The following is a 16,886-nucleotide window of genomic DNA, read 5'->3' as shown; positions in this document are numbered from 1 at the left end:
ATTCAATCAATGAAATATTTTCGATCGATCAATCAGTAAAAATCCACACAAGTTGTTCTTCATAATCTCTTAATGATCTTTCTAACACCTCGTCAGTGCTAGAAGCTGGACTTCGATAAACTTAACAACTCAGCACTTCGTGCTTCGTTCGTTTCCGTCTATCTCGTCGGTATGGGGTGCATTCTAGACCATTACGAAATCTTTGCAAGTGCTTTTAACTGGTTGTTTTATCGGGTGTTGTATTTTTATGCACTAAAAAGGTTTAAAAACATACAACCATACACTTAACCCAATAATTTTAAAGCAGAAATATAGATTTAATATTTCTGCTCTCTTTTTTCATTACTTTTGCACTGCTGCTGCTTTAATATTCACACTGAGAATTTTAATGGGTTGTTTTGGTACATCTTGATGTGGCCCTGCACGTCCTGTCGGTACTTTAGTGATCTTATCCACCACATCCATACCTTTAGTGACCTGACCAAAAACCGCATAACCTGCGTTATTGGTACTTCTATCTAAAAAGTTATTATCCACCACATTAATAAAGAACTGACTGGTTGCAGAATGCGGTAGGTTGGTTCGTGCCATCGCCAAAGTGCCACGTTTATTCGATAGACCATTGCTTGATTCATTTTGAATGGCTGGTCGTGTTGGCTTTTCTACAAGGTCAGCAGTCATACCCCCACCTTGCACCATGAAACCCGGAATGACACGATGAAAGATCGTGCCGTTATAAAACTTAGCTTTCGTATAGTCTTCAAAGTTTTTTGCTGAGATTGGTGCTTTATCATTAAACAGTTCAATTTCGATGTTGCCCATTGATGTTTTCATTTCAACAATCGTGTTATTTGCCATGACCGCCATACTCATACATGTAGCCGCCACTGCAACTAAACTCTTCTTTAACATTTCGTTACTCACAGCATTCAGATGTTATTAGATTTCGGTATATTAATCGTTCAGTATAAATAAAACACTACTTCTTCTAAGAAAACGAGAATAACGATGAATGAAGCTTTAGCCCTGTCTCAATTGAGTCAATTTCCACCTTGGCATTTACAAGGTGAAGGCTTTATTTTGAATTATTGGATCAGTCCGCAATTTATCCGACAATATAAAGCGTTTCGTATCGCCCCGTCCCCGATTGGTCGTGTGGTTCAAGTCATGTTGGTGCGTTATCATCAATCCCCTGTTGGACCTTATGATGAACTGCTTTTGCTCGACCACCCTTTACTGAGCAAACGGCGATTAAGCTCGATTCCTAAAATTTATGTGTCTACACAGATTTCAGTTGAACATGGTCAACAGCTTTGGGGCATTCCGAAAGAGTTCGCTCAGTTTGACTGGCATACGCAGCACGAAACAACACAATGTCAACTCAGCACTCAAGACCAAACCCTGTGTTTAACACTCACCCAATGCAAAAAGGCACGTCCGTTTTATATTAATAGTCATCACATTCCACGTTCCATGCTCAAAATACAACAAGCATGGCAAGGTCAACGCTATGAGTTTTCTCCACAGTTTCGCGCAAAGCTAATAAAACTGAAAAAATTTGAATGGCAAAACCATACCACCCTCTTCCCAGACTTTGGCCAAGCCAAGGCTCTACAAAGTTTTTATGTCCCGAGTTTTCAGCTCGTTTTTCCAGAAGCCAAAATCCGCTCTAAATAAAAAAAGAATGTTTCACGTGAAACATTCTTTTTAAAATCCATGCTTTTTTATTTGGCATTCTTATCCCAAAATTTTCTAAAATTCTTTGCCATTTCTATGGTAATTTTTTTTGCCCGACGAGAAATGATGGTGAAGTTCACAAACCCATGGGGTTGATCTAGATAATTCTGATAATAAACCTTATTGCTCTGCTGCTTTAATTTGATGGCATAAATTTCACCTTCATCATGCAATAAATCATGACCTGCGGTGATGACAAAAGCGGGTGCGACACTTTTTAATACACCATAAGTCGGCGAAACAATAGGATCATCCAGAGCTACCTGATGTTGTTCAGCATACAACGACGTCACTCTATCGACATCTTGCCCCGTTAAGGTCAGTCCATCTTTATAAGCAAAGAACGATGGATGGCGACTTTTGAAATCGACCACGGGGTAAATTAACAGTTGTGCACTTGGCGCATAAGCTTTTGCAGCAGTTCGCTGCGCCACCACGGCACTGATATTACCACCGGCACTATCGCCAGCCACCGCAATTCGATTTTTCAAAATTTTGAACTGACGACGGTTTTGATAGACCCAAGCCAAAGCATCTTCACAGGATTGAATCAATACATTTGGGCCAACTTCTGGCGCCAAAGGATAATCAATACTGAGCACCTGTACTTTGGCATGGATTGCAAGTAAGCGACAGACTTCATCATGACTGTCGAGACTGCCGACCACGAAGCCACCGCCATGATAAAACACCAGCATCGGAAGTTTCTTACTCGGTGCAGGATGATAATGCCGCGCAAATACAGTTCCACTTTGTAGAGGTAGACGTAAATCTTCCACTTGTTTTACCGTGCTGGGTTTGGCGGTCAACATTTGAATTTGATGATCAAACAATTTACGCGAACGGTGGTAGTCTTCAAAAATAAAGCCCGATTTTCCTTGCTTATATTGAGCTGCCATTAAGCATTTGATAAAGGGGTCCAGTTGTTCAAACTGGTGAGGATAACCCAGCGCTTTAACCAAGCCTTCTTGTGCTACTGTCGGTAAGCGATCAATTACTCGTGCCGCACTGCCTTGGCCTTGTTCCACCCATTGTTGTAAAGTTTGATTCAACACGCCCATGTCAATAATATCCTTTTATCGTTCTTCATATTCTCTACATGATCAGCACTTATGTGACCATTCTCTTATATAAGTCTTCACATCAAGATACATAGCAATACGCCCTATACGCTAATCTTCTTTTAAGAGCTTGTCATTGACAATTTTTATGCCGATTTAGGAGTGTTTTGCTACTCCGTTTTTATGAAGGAGACCTGCCATGACTAAAAAAATAATATTCCTCTCACTCATCAGCACCTTGTTTGTTGGTTGTGTGGCTTTTCCTGAGGATGGCTATTATGACGGACGCTATGACCACCGCTATGATTATGACGATCGACGCTACGACCAGCATGATCGCTATGAACGTGAACGAGACCGCCAACGTTGGGAATACCAACAACGACAAAACCGCATTGAACGCGAACGCCGCGAGGCAGACCGAAACCGTCAAAGACATACTGAATGGGAACGCCAAAACCGCGAACAAGAACGGCAACGTATTGAAGCTGAGCGCAAACGGATCGCTCATCAACGTCATCAAGACTGGCAACAGAAAAAGCGTGAGCAAGAGCGATTAAACCAAGAACGTAAACGTTATGATGCTGAGCGTCAGCAACGACAAAATGCCGAACGCAAACGTCGTGAGCAAGAGCGTCAACGAACTGAAGATCGACGTAAACAATCCAATAACGATCGTAAGCAACGTACCGATGATCAACGCCGCGATCAAAACAAAGGTTGGGATAACTCACGTCAAGAGCGATAAAATCGTCATCGCACATCAGACTGATGAAATAACACGGCTGAACAGCTTTAGTGATTTATCCTATAAAAAAAGACCTTCACGGCATCCTGTGAAGGTCTTTAACAAAGCGAGTGTAAGAGAAGTTCTCTTTTAAGCTTTATTGTTGTGTTGTCGCAGGTGTAGATTGGATGGGTTCAATCTGAGCCGCAGGATCCGCTTGAACCTCGACTCCAGCACTTCCCTCAACGGTTGCTGTTGCATCTGGTGCAGTAGTCACTTGAGCGGACTCAGGCGCTGTACTGGTTTCATTTGAGCTACAACCCACAATCGCAAATGCTGAACCTAAAAGCGCTAGAGACAATAATGCAGTTTTCTTATTTAACATTCTTCCATTTCCTTTTACGTCATACAAAAATAGCAAAGCCAAACTTTGCCCTGCCTATCTTTGTCAAATCTGAAAACTTTTACACACGTGCTGAGTTGTAGTTTTTGCAGACTCGAGTACAACTTGTGCAATTTTTTATTAATTGGGCGAAAATGCCGCCTTAGCACTACATCTCAACAGCAATGCAAGTTAATGTGCTGATTCTTCATTGTTTCTCTCTTCGATTAGCAGCACAAAAGGAAATCTATACTTGGCCCCTCAACTCTTCAGCATTGCAGAACTCTTGTATGCTGATACACGATTAAATAATGTTATTTTTAAATTTGAAGCAAAAAAAGCTTAATCCAAGGCGGATTAAGCTCGAAAAAACATACAAAAATAAAGAAACCACAGCAGTAAAATCGAATTTTAAGCACAAAGCTCGAAGCATCCTGACAGCATTATACCTTTGCACCGAATAGAGTACTTTTGGGAGACGTACTATTCAAAAACCTAAATCTCTAAATTAGGAGGGTTTCCCCAAGCTATCCAAATAGATCGCAGTCACCATACTTTGCTCTCTCCACAAAGTATGATCACCGCTGATGAACTCATTATGTGGACAATCGAAAAATTAGTAAAACAGATAAATTTGATTAAAATAATTCAATGTAACGATTAGCCTTTTTCAACATAAAAAAACTAAAGCCAGATTGGAAATGGACCTTCGGACAGAATAAGCACCAAGAAAGCCTGATTTCAGCAAATTTTTACCAAAAATACATGAATTAATCACTGAAGCCGCTTGAATTTTTGGCTGTTGCCCCGACCTTTTGTAGTAATCCTGAATTCAATAACGCATGGCAGTTCAGATTAACCCAGTTAACACTGATGCCTGAAGGACTGTACATGTTTAAGAACCCATTTAAACGGAGTAAATCAATGGCGACTGAGCACAATCAAGAAGCTCAAGATCTAGGGCAAGAGCAAGCGGATTCACAAACAGCGCAAACTCAAGCTGAAGCGGAGCAAGCTGAAGTTTCAGTTGAGGATTTACAAGCTCAAATTACCAATCTTGAAGAAAGCTTAAAGCTTGAAAAAGCCCGCACTGCAAATGCTGTATACGAAGCACAAAAAAGTGTAGAGCGTATTCAACGTGAATCAGAGAAGCATAAAGACACCGTTCTCGAAAAATTCGCAAAAGAGTTACTGGACTCAGTGGATAATTTAGAACGTGCCCTTAGCGCATCGGGTGAGGAAAAAACACCAATGTTTGAAGGTGTGGAACTGACGTTGAAATCGTTACTGACTGCACTGGAAAAATTTGGTGTGGTCGCAGTTGATACAGCAAATGGTTTCAATGCGGACTTGCATCAAGCAGTCGGGATTGATCCAAATGCGAAAGCCAACGAGATCGGAACGGTCTTACAAAAAGGTTATACCTTAAATGGTCGTTTGCTTCGTCCAGCAATGGTCATGGTTGGCGCATAAACTCTATAAATTCGAGAGTTTGTAAAATTTTTTCTTGATTATCACTTGAAAAAAATTGAACGGCTCTCATATCGAATAACAAGCAAAAACATTGCAAAAATTTTTGAGGAATCATCCAAATGGCTAAAATCATTGGTATTGACTTAGGTACAACAAACTCTTGCGTCGCTGTACTTGAAGGCGACAAAGTTAAAGTGATCGACAACGCTGAAGGTGCACGTACAACACCATCGATTATTGCGTATAAAGATGGCGAAATCTTGGTGGGTCAGTCTGCAAAACGTCAAGCAGTGACTAACCCTAAAAACACATTATTCGCAATCAAACGCTTGATCGGTCGTAAGTATCAAGACCAAGCGGTTCAAAAGGACATCGGTCTTGTCCCTTACAAAATCATCAAAGCTGACAATGGTGATGCTTGGGTTGAAGTAAACGACAAGAAACTTGCACCACAACAAATCTCTGCTGAAATCTTGAAAAAGATGAAGAAAACAGCAGAAGATTACTTAGGTGAGACAGTAACTGAAGCGGTGATTACCGTTCCTGCTTACTTTAACGATGCACAGCGTCAAGCAACTAAAGATGCGGGTAAAATCGCAGGTTTAGAAGTTAAACGTATCATCAACGAACCAACGGCTGCTGCACTTGCGTTCGGTATGGACAAAAAAGAAGGCGACCGTAAAGTTGCAGTTTATGACTTAGGTGGTGGTACTTTTGACGTATCTATCATTGAAATCGCTGACTTAGATGGCGACCAACAAATTGAAGTATTGTCGACTAACGGTGATACCTTCCTTGGCGGTGAAGACTTCGATAACGCTTTAATCGAGTTCTTGGTTGAAGAGTTCAAGAAAGAACAAAACTTCAACTTGAAACAAGATCCACTTGCATTACAACGTTTGAAAGAAGCAGCTGAAAAAGCAAAAATCGAGCTTTCTTCATCAAATGCAACTGAAATTAACCTTCCGTACATCACGGCGGACGCAACTGGTCCTAAACACTTAGTGATCAACGTAACGCGTGCAAAACTTGAAGGTTTAGTGGCTGACCTTGTTGCTCGTACCATTGAACCTTGCCGTATTGCACTTAAAGATGCTGGTCTTTCAACGTCTGAGATTTCTGATGTGATCTTGGTGGGTGGTCAGTCTCGTATGCCACTTGTACAACAAAAAGTACAAGAGTTCTTCGGTCGTGAACCACGTAAAGACGTGAACCCTGACGAAGCGGTAGCAATGGGTGCTGCGATTCAAGGTGCGGTATTGTCTGGTGACAAAACTGACGTACTTCTTCTTGACGTTACTCCGTTGACACTTGGTATCGAAACCATGGGTGGCGTGTTAACAGCAATTATTGAGAAAAACACCACGATTCCTGCGAAGAAATCTCAAGTGTTCTCAACTGCTGCGGACAACCAACCTGCTGTAGACATTTCTGTGTTCCAAGGTGAACGTAAAATGGCACAGCAAAACAAATTGTTGGGTAACTTCCAATTGGGCGACATTCCACCTGCTCCACGTGGTGTGCCACAAATTGAAGTATCGTTCGACATCAACGCTGACGGTATCTTAAAAGTATCGGCTAAAGATAAGAGCACTGGTAAAGAGCAATCAATCCAGATTAAAGCAAACTCAGGTTTGTCTGATGCTGAAATCGAAGCAATGATCAAAGATGCTGAAGCAAATGCTGAAGAAGACCGTAAGTTCGAAGAACTTGCGAAAGCACGTAACGAAGCGGATGCATTGGTATCTTCTGCTCAAAAAGCAGTAAAAGATCTAGGCGAGCAAGTAACAAGCGATGAAAAAACTGCTGTTGAAACTGCGGTAGCTGAGCTTGAAGCTTCAACTAAAGAAAATGACGTTGAAGACATCAAAGCGAAAACTGAAGCGCTTCAAAACATCATCATGCCGATCACGCAACGCGCTTATGAAGCTGCGCAAGGTCAAGGCGGTGCTGAAGGTTTCGACCCGAATGCATTCGGCGGTGATGCTGGTCAACAACAAAAAGCGGACGATGGCGTTGTAGATGCTGAGTTCACTGAAGTAAAAGATGACAAAAAATAATTTGTCTCTTTAATAAAAAACCGCGCTTTCGCGCGGTTTTTTATTACCTAAATATTGTTGTTTCACATTCCACTTTTACCTTAGGCTGATAAAAAATTTAGATCTTAGCCTTCAATGAAAACTTTACAGTTGGGCCTCATCGCCCTCATTACAACCTTCGGTTCTGCTTGTACCACAATAAACCCCTCCATAGAAACAACTAAAAATCACCAGCAACAAAGTGCGCAGCAGCAGATCCAACAGGCCTTCGATCAACTCCAAACCACGGGGGTGATTGTCATTAAGGATAAGCATGGCTTGCACAGCTACGGCAATGACTTGAGCCGTGCTCAGACACCCTATGTACCTGCCTCTACCTTTAAAATGCTGAATGCCTTAATCGGACTAGAACATGGTAAAGCAACCAGCACCGAGGTATTTAAATGGGATGGTCAAAAGCGCAGCTTCCCTGCTTGGGAAAAAGACATGACTTTAGGGCAAGCCATGCAAGCATCTGCCGTTCCCGTTTATCAGGAGCTTGCACGGCGCATTGGTCTAGACCTAATGCAAAAAGAAGTACAGCGCATTGGATATGGCAATCAACAGATTGGCACCGTTGTCGATAATTTTTGGTTAGTCGGTCCACTGCAAATTACACCTGTCCAAGAAGTTCTTTTTGTAGAGAAGCTGGCCAATACGCAACTCGCATTTAAGCCCAATGTGCAACATGCAGTACAAGATATGCTGCTGATTGAACAAAAACCGAATTATAAACTCTATGCAAAATCAGGCTGGGGTATGGATTTGGAACCGCAAGTCGGTTGGTGGGCAGGCTGGGTCGAAACTTCAACAGGTGAAAAAGCATATTTTGCTTTGAATATGCATATGAAAACAGGGATTTCGGCCAGCGTGCGTGAGCAATTGGTCAAACAAAGTCTGACAGCGTTGGGAATAATTTAAACCCACAGAGAAGACGCATTTTTTTATGTTGTAAAGGTATTATTTACGCTAAAGTAGCTAAAAATAAAGATATATGAAGAAATATGCGTCAAAGTCTTTTGTTTGCTTTGCTGGGCTTTTTAGGGTTGATTCTGTATCAAAATATGCAACAGCCCCAGCTGCGCCTCAATCCACTGCTGGATCGACTCACCCATCCTTTCGATCAGCGTATTCGCTATCGTATTGCGGAAGTCGATCCACGTTTTGGTCTTAGTGAACATGAGCTAAAGCAGATTGGCCAGCAAGCCACGGATATTTGGAAACAGGGTTTAGGCCAAGACTATTTTGTCTATGACCCCAATGCTCGGCTCAGTATTCGACTCATTTATGACCAGCGTCAAGATGAGTCGGTACAACGCCGCGATCAACTGTCTAAACTGACACAAAATGAACACGGGCTGAGTCAAAAAAATAATGAACTCAAAGCCATACAACAAAATCTGGCACGCCACTCAGGGGCTTTAGATGTGCAAAAACAGAGTCTGCAGGAACTTAGTCAAAACTATAATGCCATGATCCGTCAGTATAACCAGCACGGCGGAGTTCCTGCTTCGCAGCAAGCGGCCGTACAACAGAGTTTGGCGCAGCTGCGTCAACAGCAACACTTTTTAGACCAACAAATTGCCAGCTTTAATCTGCAAGTGAATGCCTACAACCAAAAGGTAGATGAGCTGAATCGTTTAGATCAAGGCCATAATCTCGCCATTGACCAGTTCAATCATCGCTTTCAACCCCGTCTGTTCGATAAAGGGTTGTTTAATGGGCGTGAAATTCATATTTATGAGTTTGAGTCCAAAGAAGACTTACGTCTGACTTTAGCGCATGAATTTGGCCATACCCTCGGAATGAAACATCATAATGATCCAAAAGCCCTGATGTATCCAATGTTAGAGGAACAAGATATGCAGCATTTTCGTTTACAAAGTGCTGATATTGCGTTGTTTAATGCCCGTTGAAGTGATGGATTGCTAAAAATAATCCCCTAATTTTAATGGGTGTATGAAATACAATCACAGCACATCTTGACTCGGGTTCGTGTTATTGTAAATAATTGAATATCCACTAGAAGCTTTGGAGACGAATGTGAGTTACTACCATATCTTAATCGAAGTAAATGACCACATCAGTACGATTGAAGAAACTCGTGATATCGAAATCTTTGATATTGTTGAGATTCAACCTTATCTCCATTCTATTCTATTGCCCTATTTCAACGAGCAACTGTTAGAACTTGAAGATGAAAATTTAGAGTTTAAGGATGTTTTACATCTGGAAGTGAAACAGACGCTTTTACCGATCAATGACTTGATTGAAGAAGAACAGAAACTGTTACCGAGTGACACCGATGTCACCATTACCGCCTATGAAGTTTTTAATAACCGTGACTTAAGCCAAGATGTCACCACGATTATTTTTGACTTACTGGATGCGATTAAACTCGATTGAAAGCGAATGATTGCACATAAAAAAGCCCTCATCATGAGGGCTTTTTTAATCAGATCAGGCTTAGATCGAGAAAGATGAACCACAACCACACGTTGTTGTTGCATTTGGGTTTTGCACAATGAAACGTGAACCTTCCAAACCTTCAATATAATCCACCACTGAACCAACCAAATATTGATAACTCAATGAGTCAACCAACATTTTGACATCACCATTGATAAATTCTGCATCGTCTTCATTTTGGTTTTCAGCAAAGTTAAAACCATAAGAAAAACCTGAACAACCACCGCCCGTGACATATACACGAAGCATTAAATCTTGATTCCCTTCACTGTCACGTAATTGACGTACTTTATTTGCGGCATTGTCGCTTAGTTCAAGTGCTTGGGCATTCATCTTAGATTCCTCAGTTCGGTTCAGCTGTCTTTCAAATCAAAAAGACCATATTTTGAGTATAGCATACTCAATATATGGTCCCTATTTGAATATTTAAAGTCAAATCAGACTAATTTTCTCAAGATTGTTTGTAATTTTCATCCTGCAGTCCACATTCAAAGTTTTTCGCAGCTTGCTTACAACGGAACTGCCATAATAGTTTCATCATTCGCTTATCGTAAATACCGCGGTTGGTGAGATCAATCCGTGCTTCCCGCATCATCTTTTGATAACCGGGTTGATCTGCAGCAGGTACCTGCATCCAATATTTTTGTGGGATTTCGGCTTTCATTTTACCCAAGATACCAAATGCACGCGGCAGCTGGCCTTTGACCCATTCCCGTGATTTTTGTCCATAACCCGCAGGGAATTTATCCGGACGAATGATGATATTACCAGTGACCTGTAAAATCGGATAATTCACAATCGCCCCTTTCGTCCCCAAGCCTTTATGTAACTCTAAGGGCTTAAAAACCGCAGCAGGTGCACCAATAATATCGACTTGACCGTTATTAAACTTTGCACCAAAGTTCGTGACATCGGCACTCACAGCTTGCGCACCAATTTGTTGAACCATGACTTTTTGCGCTTGATCATAGTCTAAAACCGCAATTTTCTTGCCTGCGGCTTTCGCTACTGTATTGATGCTACGGTCATTCACCAATAAAAAGGCGTCCCCCACAGGAATCACACCTGCCACTTCATACTTGCCATTGACCATATGTTTAGCAAAAGTGGGACTAGCCAAGCCTTGCATCACTTTAACCGCTAAATTGAGATCGGGAATCGCACCAATCGCGTCGAGTGAACCTGTAAACGAATTAAATTGACGCCCACGCATGCCTGTAACACTAATGGCATCGCATTTTCCTGCTTTAAAATCCTCAGCAATCACGGCTTCGTTTTGTCCGACCCGCAATTCAATATCCGCACCCCAGTTTTTAGCCGCCAACTGATAATCTTTCATCAAGCTATACACATCGCCATTTTTACCGACCAAGTCGAATACACAAACCACTTGTTTGGCCTGTGCCATCGCTGTTGCAGAAATGACTAATGTCCCAACACTCAGGCTTTTCATCCACTGTTTCATACATCTTCCTTTAGACTTATTGTTGTTTATTGTGATGAGTCACTCACTTGTGCTCTTTGTTATTTTTTAATGCCCCGACTGACACTTCACTCGGTTCAAAACCACTCATTTCCTACGCGCTATACAAATTGGCCGCTTCAAGAGCATTTAAATCGGTCGATTAAAAGCAAAAAAGAAAGCTCAATTAAACTGAGCTTTCTTTGATTACACTCGTCAAATTACTCACCGCCCAGTGAGCATTCAAAGTTGGCTTTATCCACCGAGCAACGGGCTTTTTTCAAGACTGACATCATCGCTGGGTCATAAATGCCTCGTTTGGTCATATCCATCCGGCCATCACGCAACATTTTTTGATATTTGGTTTTGTCTTCTGCGCTGAGATTCATTTTGTATTTTGCAGGAATGCCTGCTTCTAAACGGCCTATCATCGCGATGCTTTTCGGTAGGTTTTTCACAAACCAATCTCGCGATTTTTGTCCAAAGCCTGCGGGGAATTGATCTGGGCGAATCACAAAGTCAGCTGTCACTTGTAGTACAGGGAAGTTAAACATGGCGCCGTTCGTGCCTAAACCTTTATAAATTTCTAGGGGCTTATAGGCATAAGCCGGTGCGCCGACCATATCGACTTGACCATTATTAAACTTCGCCACAAAGTTAGACACATCGGAAATCACCGCTTGCGCACCGACGCGTTGTACCATGATTTTTTGGGCATCGTCATAGCCCAAGACTGCAAACTTTTTACCTGCCGCTTTTTCAATGGAATTAATACTTTTATCGCGTACAAAAATAAAAGCTGAACCTAAAGGTGCAATCCCTGCCACTTCATATTTTTTACCTCCAAGATTGGTCACCATTTTGGTCGCATTACGCTGATCCAATGCAAAAGTAATTGCACGTTGTGCAATGGCATTGCTTGGCGCTCCGCCCAAAGCATCAATAGAACCGACAAATTTATTGTACTGGCGTGCACGCATAGCGGTCATAAACACGCCATCACACTTGCCTGCTTTAAAGTCGTTGTCGGCAACGGCTTCATCTTGACGAGGGATTAAATTAATTTCAGCCCCCCAGCCTTTTGCCGCCAAAGCCCATTCTTGCGCCATTTGATACGACTCACCAGATTTGCCAAGCAAGTCAAATACACAGATGTCCACTTTAGCCGCTTGTGCTGTTGACGCCACACCCAAAGCAGAAAAAGCAGCGAGTGCGAGGGTTAATTTTTTCATTCTTGTGTCCTTGTTCGTTTTGTTGTTTAACAGGTGTCCATACACATGCAAAATATTAAGCAAGTTAAAATTAAAAAAATAGAGCATTTACTCAAAAACCACCGTCAATTGGGCAAATTTTTTTCTTTTCTCTCATTTTTATTTTCACAGGATTAGTAAAAGCATTTTAAATTCATCATATTAAAATAAAAAGCCTGCATCATCCGTTTTACATGAATGATGCTTAATATTACAAAGAAATACAGATTTTCGCCTTATTCACCACCCAATGAACATTCAAAATTGGTGCGTTCAACCGTACAGCGGGCTTTTTTCAGCACGCGCATCATGCCTGGGTCATAGATCCCTTGTTTGGTTAAATCAATGCGCCCTTCCCGTAGCAAGCGCTGATATTTTTCTTTGTCTTCTTTGCTGAGCTGCATTTAGATTTTGCTTGGAATGGCAGCTTCTAGTCGCTGCACCATGGCAAAGGATTGCGGGATTTTTTGTAAAAACCATTGCCGTGATTGCTCACCAAATTGAGCAGGAAAACGCTCGGGTCTAACAATTAAATCTGCAGTGACATTGACCACGGGAAAGTTAAGCATAGCCCCCTTTAGAGCCTAGGCCTTTTTCAATTTCTAGTGGTTTATAGGCATATGCAGGTGCAGCAACCACATCGACTTCGCCTGTATTAAACTTTTTTATAAAGTTGGAAATATCCGACATTACAGGTACAGCGCCTACCCGCTCCACCATCACTCGTTGTGCGCGGTCATAATGCAGGATGGCAAATTTTTTACCTTGTGCTTTCTCAATAGTGTTCAGACTTCGGTCTTTGACAAAAATATAAGCTGAACCAATCAAGCCAATGCCTGCCACTTCATAACTGTCCCCTTGCAGCGTGGTGGTCATGCGTTTGGTATTTCTTGGATCGAGTACATATTCCACCGCCTTTTGTGCAATTTTATTGCTCGGTATCATGTTTTTTGTTTTACTGGGGGAAATATATCTGTGTGCTATTCCTCAATATAGGTCAAAAAAGGTCAACTTTTAGCTTTCCGACCAAAGGTCAAATGGTTTCATCCTCCCCTTATAAAGAAACCCTTAGAGATTTCAGTTCAGATAAATTTTGAATGTTTAGTCTTTTGCTGACGCATCCATTAGAATAGGCGCACCTTTTTCTGATATTTGATAGTTCCATGATTCAGCTTGATCAAGTTTCATTGCGCCGTGGTGGACGAGTGTTATTTCAAAAAGCCTCCATGCAAATCCATCCGGGTTGGAAAGTTGGTCTCACCGGTGTCAACGGTGCTGGAAAATCAACCCTGTTTGCTGCTCTCTTAGGCTCGATAGGTCCTGATGATGGCACCCTGAGCCGCCCTGCCGTATGGACGGTGGCACACATGGCGCAGGAAGTAAAAGCCTTAGATATGGCTGCGATTGATTTCGTCCTGACCGGTGATGAAGAATATTGGAACATTCAACAACAGCTCAACCATCCTGAACAGTTAACTGACACTGAACTGGCTGATTTACATGGCCGATTCGACGAAATTAATGGTTATTCCGCACCCGCTAAAGCCGCTCAGCTTATGGCCGGTCTGGGTTTTATGGAACATCAAAACCAACTCTTGGTTTCGAGTTTCTCTGGTGGATGGCGGATGCGTTTAAACTTAGCGCGTACCCTGATGAGCCGTTCGGATCTATTATTACTGGATGAACCGACCAACCACTTAGATCTCGATGCTATTTTATGGTTAGAAGATTGGTTAAATGCCTATACGGGCACCCTAATTTTAATTTCGCATGACCGCGATTTCTTAGATGCGATTACCAACCGTATTTTACATATCGAAAATCAAGAACTCACCCTCTATAGCGGTAACTATTCCACCTTTGAAACCACTCGTGCAGAACGTTTAGCACAACAACAACAAGCCTATGAAAAACAGCTCGAAACACGGGCACATATTCAAAAATATATTGACCGTTTTAAAGCCCAAGCCACTAAAGCACGTCAGGCACAAAGCCGAATTAAACAATTGGAACGGATGCAGCTGCTTGCCCCTGCGCATGTCGATACCCCATTTACCTTTAGCTTCCGTGAACCCACTAAAATGAGTTCACCACTGCTCACTCTAGAACAGGCTGATATTGGTTATGGCGACAAACTGATTGCCACCAATATCAACATACAAATCACCCCGACGAGCCGAATTGGCTTATTGGGGATGAATGGTGCAGGTAAATCAACCCTAATCAAATCCTTAGTCGGCGATTTACCTTTATTGGCAGGACAACGCAAAGCCTCAGAGCTACTCAATATTGGCTATTTTGCACAGCATCAAATGGATTCACTGGATGAGTCGGCCAGCCCAATGCTGCAATTGGCACGGATTGCGGATAAAAAAATCAGTGAAGCGACCTTACGTGCCTTTTTAGGCAGTTTCGGCTTTAGTGGCGAGCGAATGGATACCCCTTGCGAGAGCTTCTCTGGTGGTGAACGTGCACGTTTAGCACTGGCTTTAATCGTATGGTTACGTCCCAATGTCTTAATTCTAGATGAACCGACCAACCATTTAGACTTAGATATGCGCCATGCGCTGACCATGGCTTTACAAGACTATGAAGGTGCTGTGGTCTTGGTTTCGCACGAACGCCAACTGATTGCCAGCGTATGTGATGACCTCATTTTAGTCCATGCTGGAAAATCGACCGAATTTGAAGGCGATCTACACGATTATGCCAACTGGTTACGCCAAGCGCGCCTAGAAATGATTAAACAAGGCGGAATCGTAGCGCCGATCGTGTCTAAAGTCAGCACTCAAAAAACCATCGTTTCAAAGGTTGATAAAGAAGCGCAGCGTAAATTAGCTGCACAGCGCCGTGAACAAACGCGCCCGATTCGTAAAAATATCGAAAAATGTGAAAGCCTACTGGCAAAACACCAACCACGTTTACTCGACATCGAAAGTTTACTCGGTGATGCTGGCCTATATGACGCTGCACGCAAAGATGAACTCATGAAACTGATGAATGAGCAAACCGAACTTAAAAACCAAGTCAGTGAAGCTGAAGAACAAATGCTAGAGCTGATGATGGAACTTGAAGAGCTCGAAAGCTCATTCGAAAACGAATAATCTTTCTTCATACACCCTGCCCGCTCTGTTTATGCATGGCGGGCATTTTTATGTCCTAACCATTTTGAACTATTTACTTTGCTGCAACACCAATCGATTTCCAAAAACGTGCCTTTTCGGTCTATACATGTAATTCAATAAGACACGCATAGTCTGAGCATTTTAAAAATATAAGTGATTGAAATTAAAATTATTGCTTAATAAATAAAGCGATAAATTGATGGATTTTTATTGTTTAGATATTCTTAAAAAGTGAAAAATAGGATTGTTTAATTTAGCTTAATTAATTGAATATTCAGCTATATACAGCCCTATTTACATGCATTTCACAACATAAAACCAAATACAACCTTCACAACAGACAGCGAATATCCATCATGTGCAGACATGCACCTTTCAGCACAATAAGTTTTGAATTTAAAAAGAGGAAATAAATTTAAAAGATCTGATTTAAATTTAAAAAATAAGGCAGGGTTTTAAATTTAAAGACCGCACTTAAAACATCTGTGGATAAAATTATACGTATTTTAGCAGCTGATATAAAGTGCTATTTTTATTTATCCACAGGCCAGCGCTGTTTATTTATTCAGTTGTTTTAGGCAAATCCATCCTCTTTTTTGCGCTCTTTTTCCTTAATTTAATACGGCTCTTTGCGCCTTTAAAAAACGTAATTCTTGTATTTTCCACCCCTGATCAAAGACCCATGTTTCTTGGATTTGTTGGCGATTTTCAACCAAACCAATCAAGACCTGACAGCGTGTTTGGTCACGGTTAAACTCAAATTCTTCAAATTCGACATCGGGTTTTTGAGGTTTCCAAACCCCATTTTTCACAGCATGTGCGATCTTTTCATAGCGGGTATAGTTACTCTCCACACGATCAGCTTGCTCATAGACCACCTTAAAATGCTCATCTTCATATTGAGCTAAAACTTCATAATTGCCCGTAAAAAATGCATTCACCCAAATGTCGCGTACTTGTTCTAGTTGGTTATCCATCATAATGACCTCACATTTTGCACTGTGCAAAAGACTTGATACTCACATCATGACATCGCTATAAGTCAGTTTAATAACAGTGTACATTGCTTATATTTTATTCAAAAGCATAAAAAATGCTGTAAAAAAAAGCACCCCGTAGGGT

At 41.7% G+C, this 16,886-nt stretch carries 15 protein-coding genes and 1 pseudogene; 8 read left to right on the top strand and 8 right to left on the bottom strand.

Going from position 1 to position 16,886, the window contains the following annotated elements; translation table 11 throughout:
• Positions 1-342: 342 nt before the first annotated feature.
• Positions 343-912: a peptidylprolyl isomerase gene (locus ACY3FQ_RS16170; RefSeq protein WP_087015069.1), complete on the bottom strand. Its 570-nt coding sequence runs from the start codon at positions 910-912 to the stop codon at positions 343-345.
• 96 nt (positions 913-1,008) lie between these two features.
• Between ACY3FQ_RS16170 and ACY3FQ_RS16165 the strand changes: the two genes are divergently transcribed.
• The gene (locus tag ACY3FQ_RS16165; RefSeq protein ID WP_489774363.1) at positions 1,009-1,677 is read left to right on the top strand and encodes an acetoacetate decarboxylase family protein; all 669 of its coding nucleotides are present in this window, start codon (positions 1,009-1,011) and stop codon (positions 1,675-1,677) included.
• 47 nt (positions 1,678-1,724) lie between these two features.
• Here the strand turns inward: ACY3FQ_RS16165 and ACY3FQ_RS16160 are convergent, their stop codons facing one another.
• The gene (locus ACY3FQ_RS16160; protein WP_279692194.1) at positions 1,725-2,798 is read right to left on the bottom strand and encodes an alpha/beta hydrolase; all 1,074 of its coding nucleotides are present in this window, start codon (positions 2,796-2,798) and stop codon (positions 1,725-1,727) included.
• Between the two features lie 199 nt (positions 2,799-2,997).
• Between ACY3FQ_RS16160 and ACY3FQ_RS16155 the strand changes: the two genes are divergently transcribed.
• Complete coding sequence (locus ACY3FQ_RS16155) at positions 2,998-3,546, top strand: hypothetical protein (RefSeq protein ID WP_058951460.1); 549 nt, start codon at positions 2,998-3,000, stop codon at positions 3,544-3,546.
• Positions 3,547-3,682: 136 nt separating this feature from the next.
• Here the strand turns inward: ACY3FQ_RS16155 and ACY3FQ_RS16150 are convergent, their stop codons facing one another.
• Positions 3,683-3,910, bottom strand: coding sequence for a hypothetical protein (locus ACY3FQ_RS16150; RefSeq protein WP_004697397.1), 228 nt, complete (start codon positions 3,908-3,910; stop codon positions 3,683-3,685).
• A gap of 921 nt (positions 3,911-4,831) precedes the next feature.
• Between ACY3FQ_RS16150 and grpE the strand changes: the two genes are divergently transcribed.
• The 5 genes from grpE to ACY3FQ_RS16125 all read left to right on the top strand — a co-directional run bounded on the left by grpE (position 4,832) and on the right by ACY3FQ_RS16125 (position 9,864).
• Entirely contained in the window at positions 4,832-5,380 is a 549-nt protein-coding gene (gene grpE, locus ACY3FQ_RS16145) for a nucleotide exchange factor GrpE (RefSeq protein ID WP_058870662.1), read from the top strand.
• A gap of 119 nt (positions 5,381-5,499) precedes the next feature.
• A complete protein-coding gene (gene dnaK / locus ACY3FQ_RS16140) occupies positions 5,500-7,440 on the top strand; it encodes a molecular chaperone DnaK (protein ID WP_279692197.1) in 1,941 nt (646 codons plus the stop codon).
• A 114-nt stretch (positions 7,441-7,554) separates the two neighbouring features.
• The gene (gene blaOXA, locus ACY3FQ_RS16135; RefSeq protein WP_279692200.1) at positions 7,555-8,379 is read left to right on the top strand and encodes an OXA-211 family carbapenem-hydrolyzing class D beta-lactamase; all 825 of its coding nucleotides are present in this window, start codon (positions 7,555-7,557) and stop codon (positions 8,377-8,379) included.
• A gap of 83 nt (positions 8,380-8,462) precedes the next feature.
• Positions 8,463-9,374 carry a matrixin family metalloprotease gene (locus ACY3FQ_RS16130; RefSeq protein WP_279692202.1) on the top strand — a complete coding sequence of 304 codons (912 nt, stop codon included), beginning with the start codon at positions 8,463-8,465 and terminating at the stop codon, positions 9,372-9,374.
• A gap of 115 nt (positions 9,375-9,489) precedes the next feature.
• Positions 9,490-9,864: a hypothetical protein gene (locus ACY3FQ_RS16125; RefSeq protein WP_005401765.1), complete on the top strand. Its 375-nt coding sequence runs from the start codon at positions 9,490-9,492 to the stop codon at positions 9,862-9,864.
• 60 nt (positions 9,865-9,924) lie between these two features.
• Here ACY3FQ_RS16125 and erpA read toward each other — a convergent pair whose 3' ends face one another.
• The 4 genes and pseudogenes from erpA to ACY3FQ_RS16105 all read right to left on the bottom strand — a co-directional run.
• Entirely contained in the window at positions 9,925-10,260 is a 336-nt protein-coding gene (erpA, locus tag ACY3FQ_RS16120; RefSeq protein WP_004697409.1) for an iron-sulfur cluster insertion protein ErpA, read from the bottom strand.
• A gap of 118 nt (positions 10,261-10,378) precedes the next feature.
• On the bottom strand, positions 10,379-11,380 hold the full coding sequence (locus ACY3FQ_RS16115; protein WP_373430799.1) for a putative solute-binding protein: 1,002 nt from the start codon (positions 11,378-11,380) through the stop codon (positions 10,379-10,381).
• 230 nt (positions 11,381-11,610) lie between these two features.
• Positions 11,611-12,621 (bottom strand): putative solute-binding protein, encoded by a 1,011-nt coding sequence (locus tag ACY3FQ_RS16110; RefSeq protein WP_005401767.1) that lies wholly within the window; start codon positions 12,619-12,621, stop codon positions 11,611-11,613.
• Positions 12,622-12,875: 254 nt separating this feature from the next.
• Positions 12,876-13,581: pseudogene (locus ACY3FQ_RS16105) on the bottom strand (putative solute-binding protein); the annotation flags it as partial.
• Positions 13,582-13,802: 221 nt separating this feature from the next.
• Between ACY3FQ_RS16105 and ACY3FQ_RS16100 the strand changes: the two are divergent.
• Entirely contained in the window at positions 13,803-15,743 is a 1,941-nt protein-coding gene (locus ACY3FQ_RS16100) for an ATP-binding cassette domain-containing protein (protein ID WP_005401769.1), read from the top strand.
• A gap of 632 nt (positions 15,744-16,375) precedes the next feature.
• Here the strand turns inward: ACY3FQ_RS16100 and ACY3FQ_RS16095 are convergent.
• Positions 16,376-16,744, bottom strand: a complete 369-nt coding sequence (locus ACY3FQ_RS16095) for a hypothetical protein (protein WP_005401770.1) — start codon at positions 16,742-16,744, stop codon at positions 16,376-16,378.
• Between the last annotated feature and the right edge of the window lie 142 nt (positions 16,745-16,886).

Source organism: Acinetobacter sp. AB03 (assembly GCF_058107045.1).
This window is presented reverse-complemented; position numbering and strand designations above follow the sequence as displayed.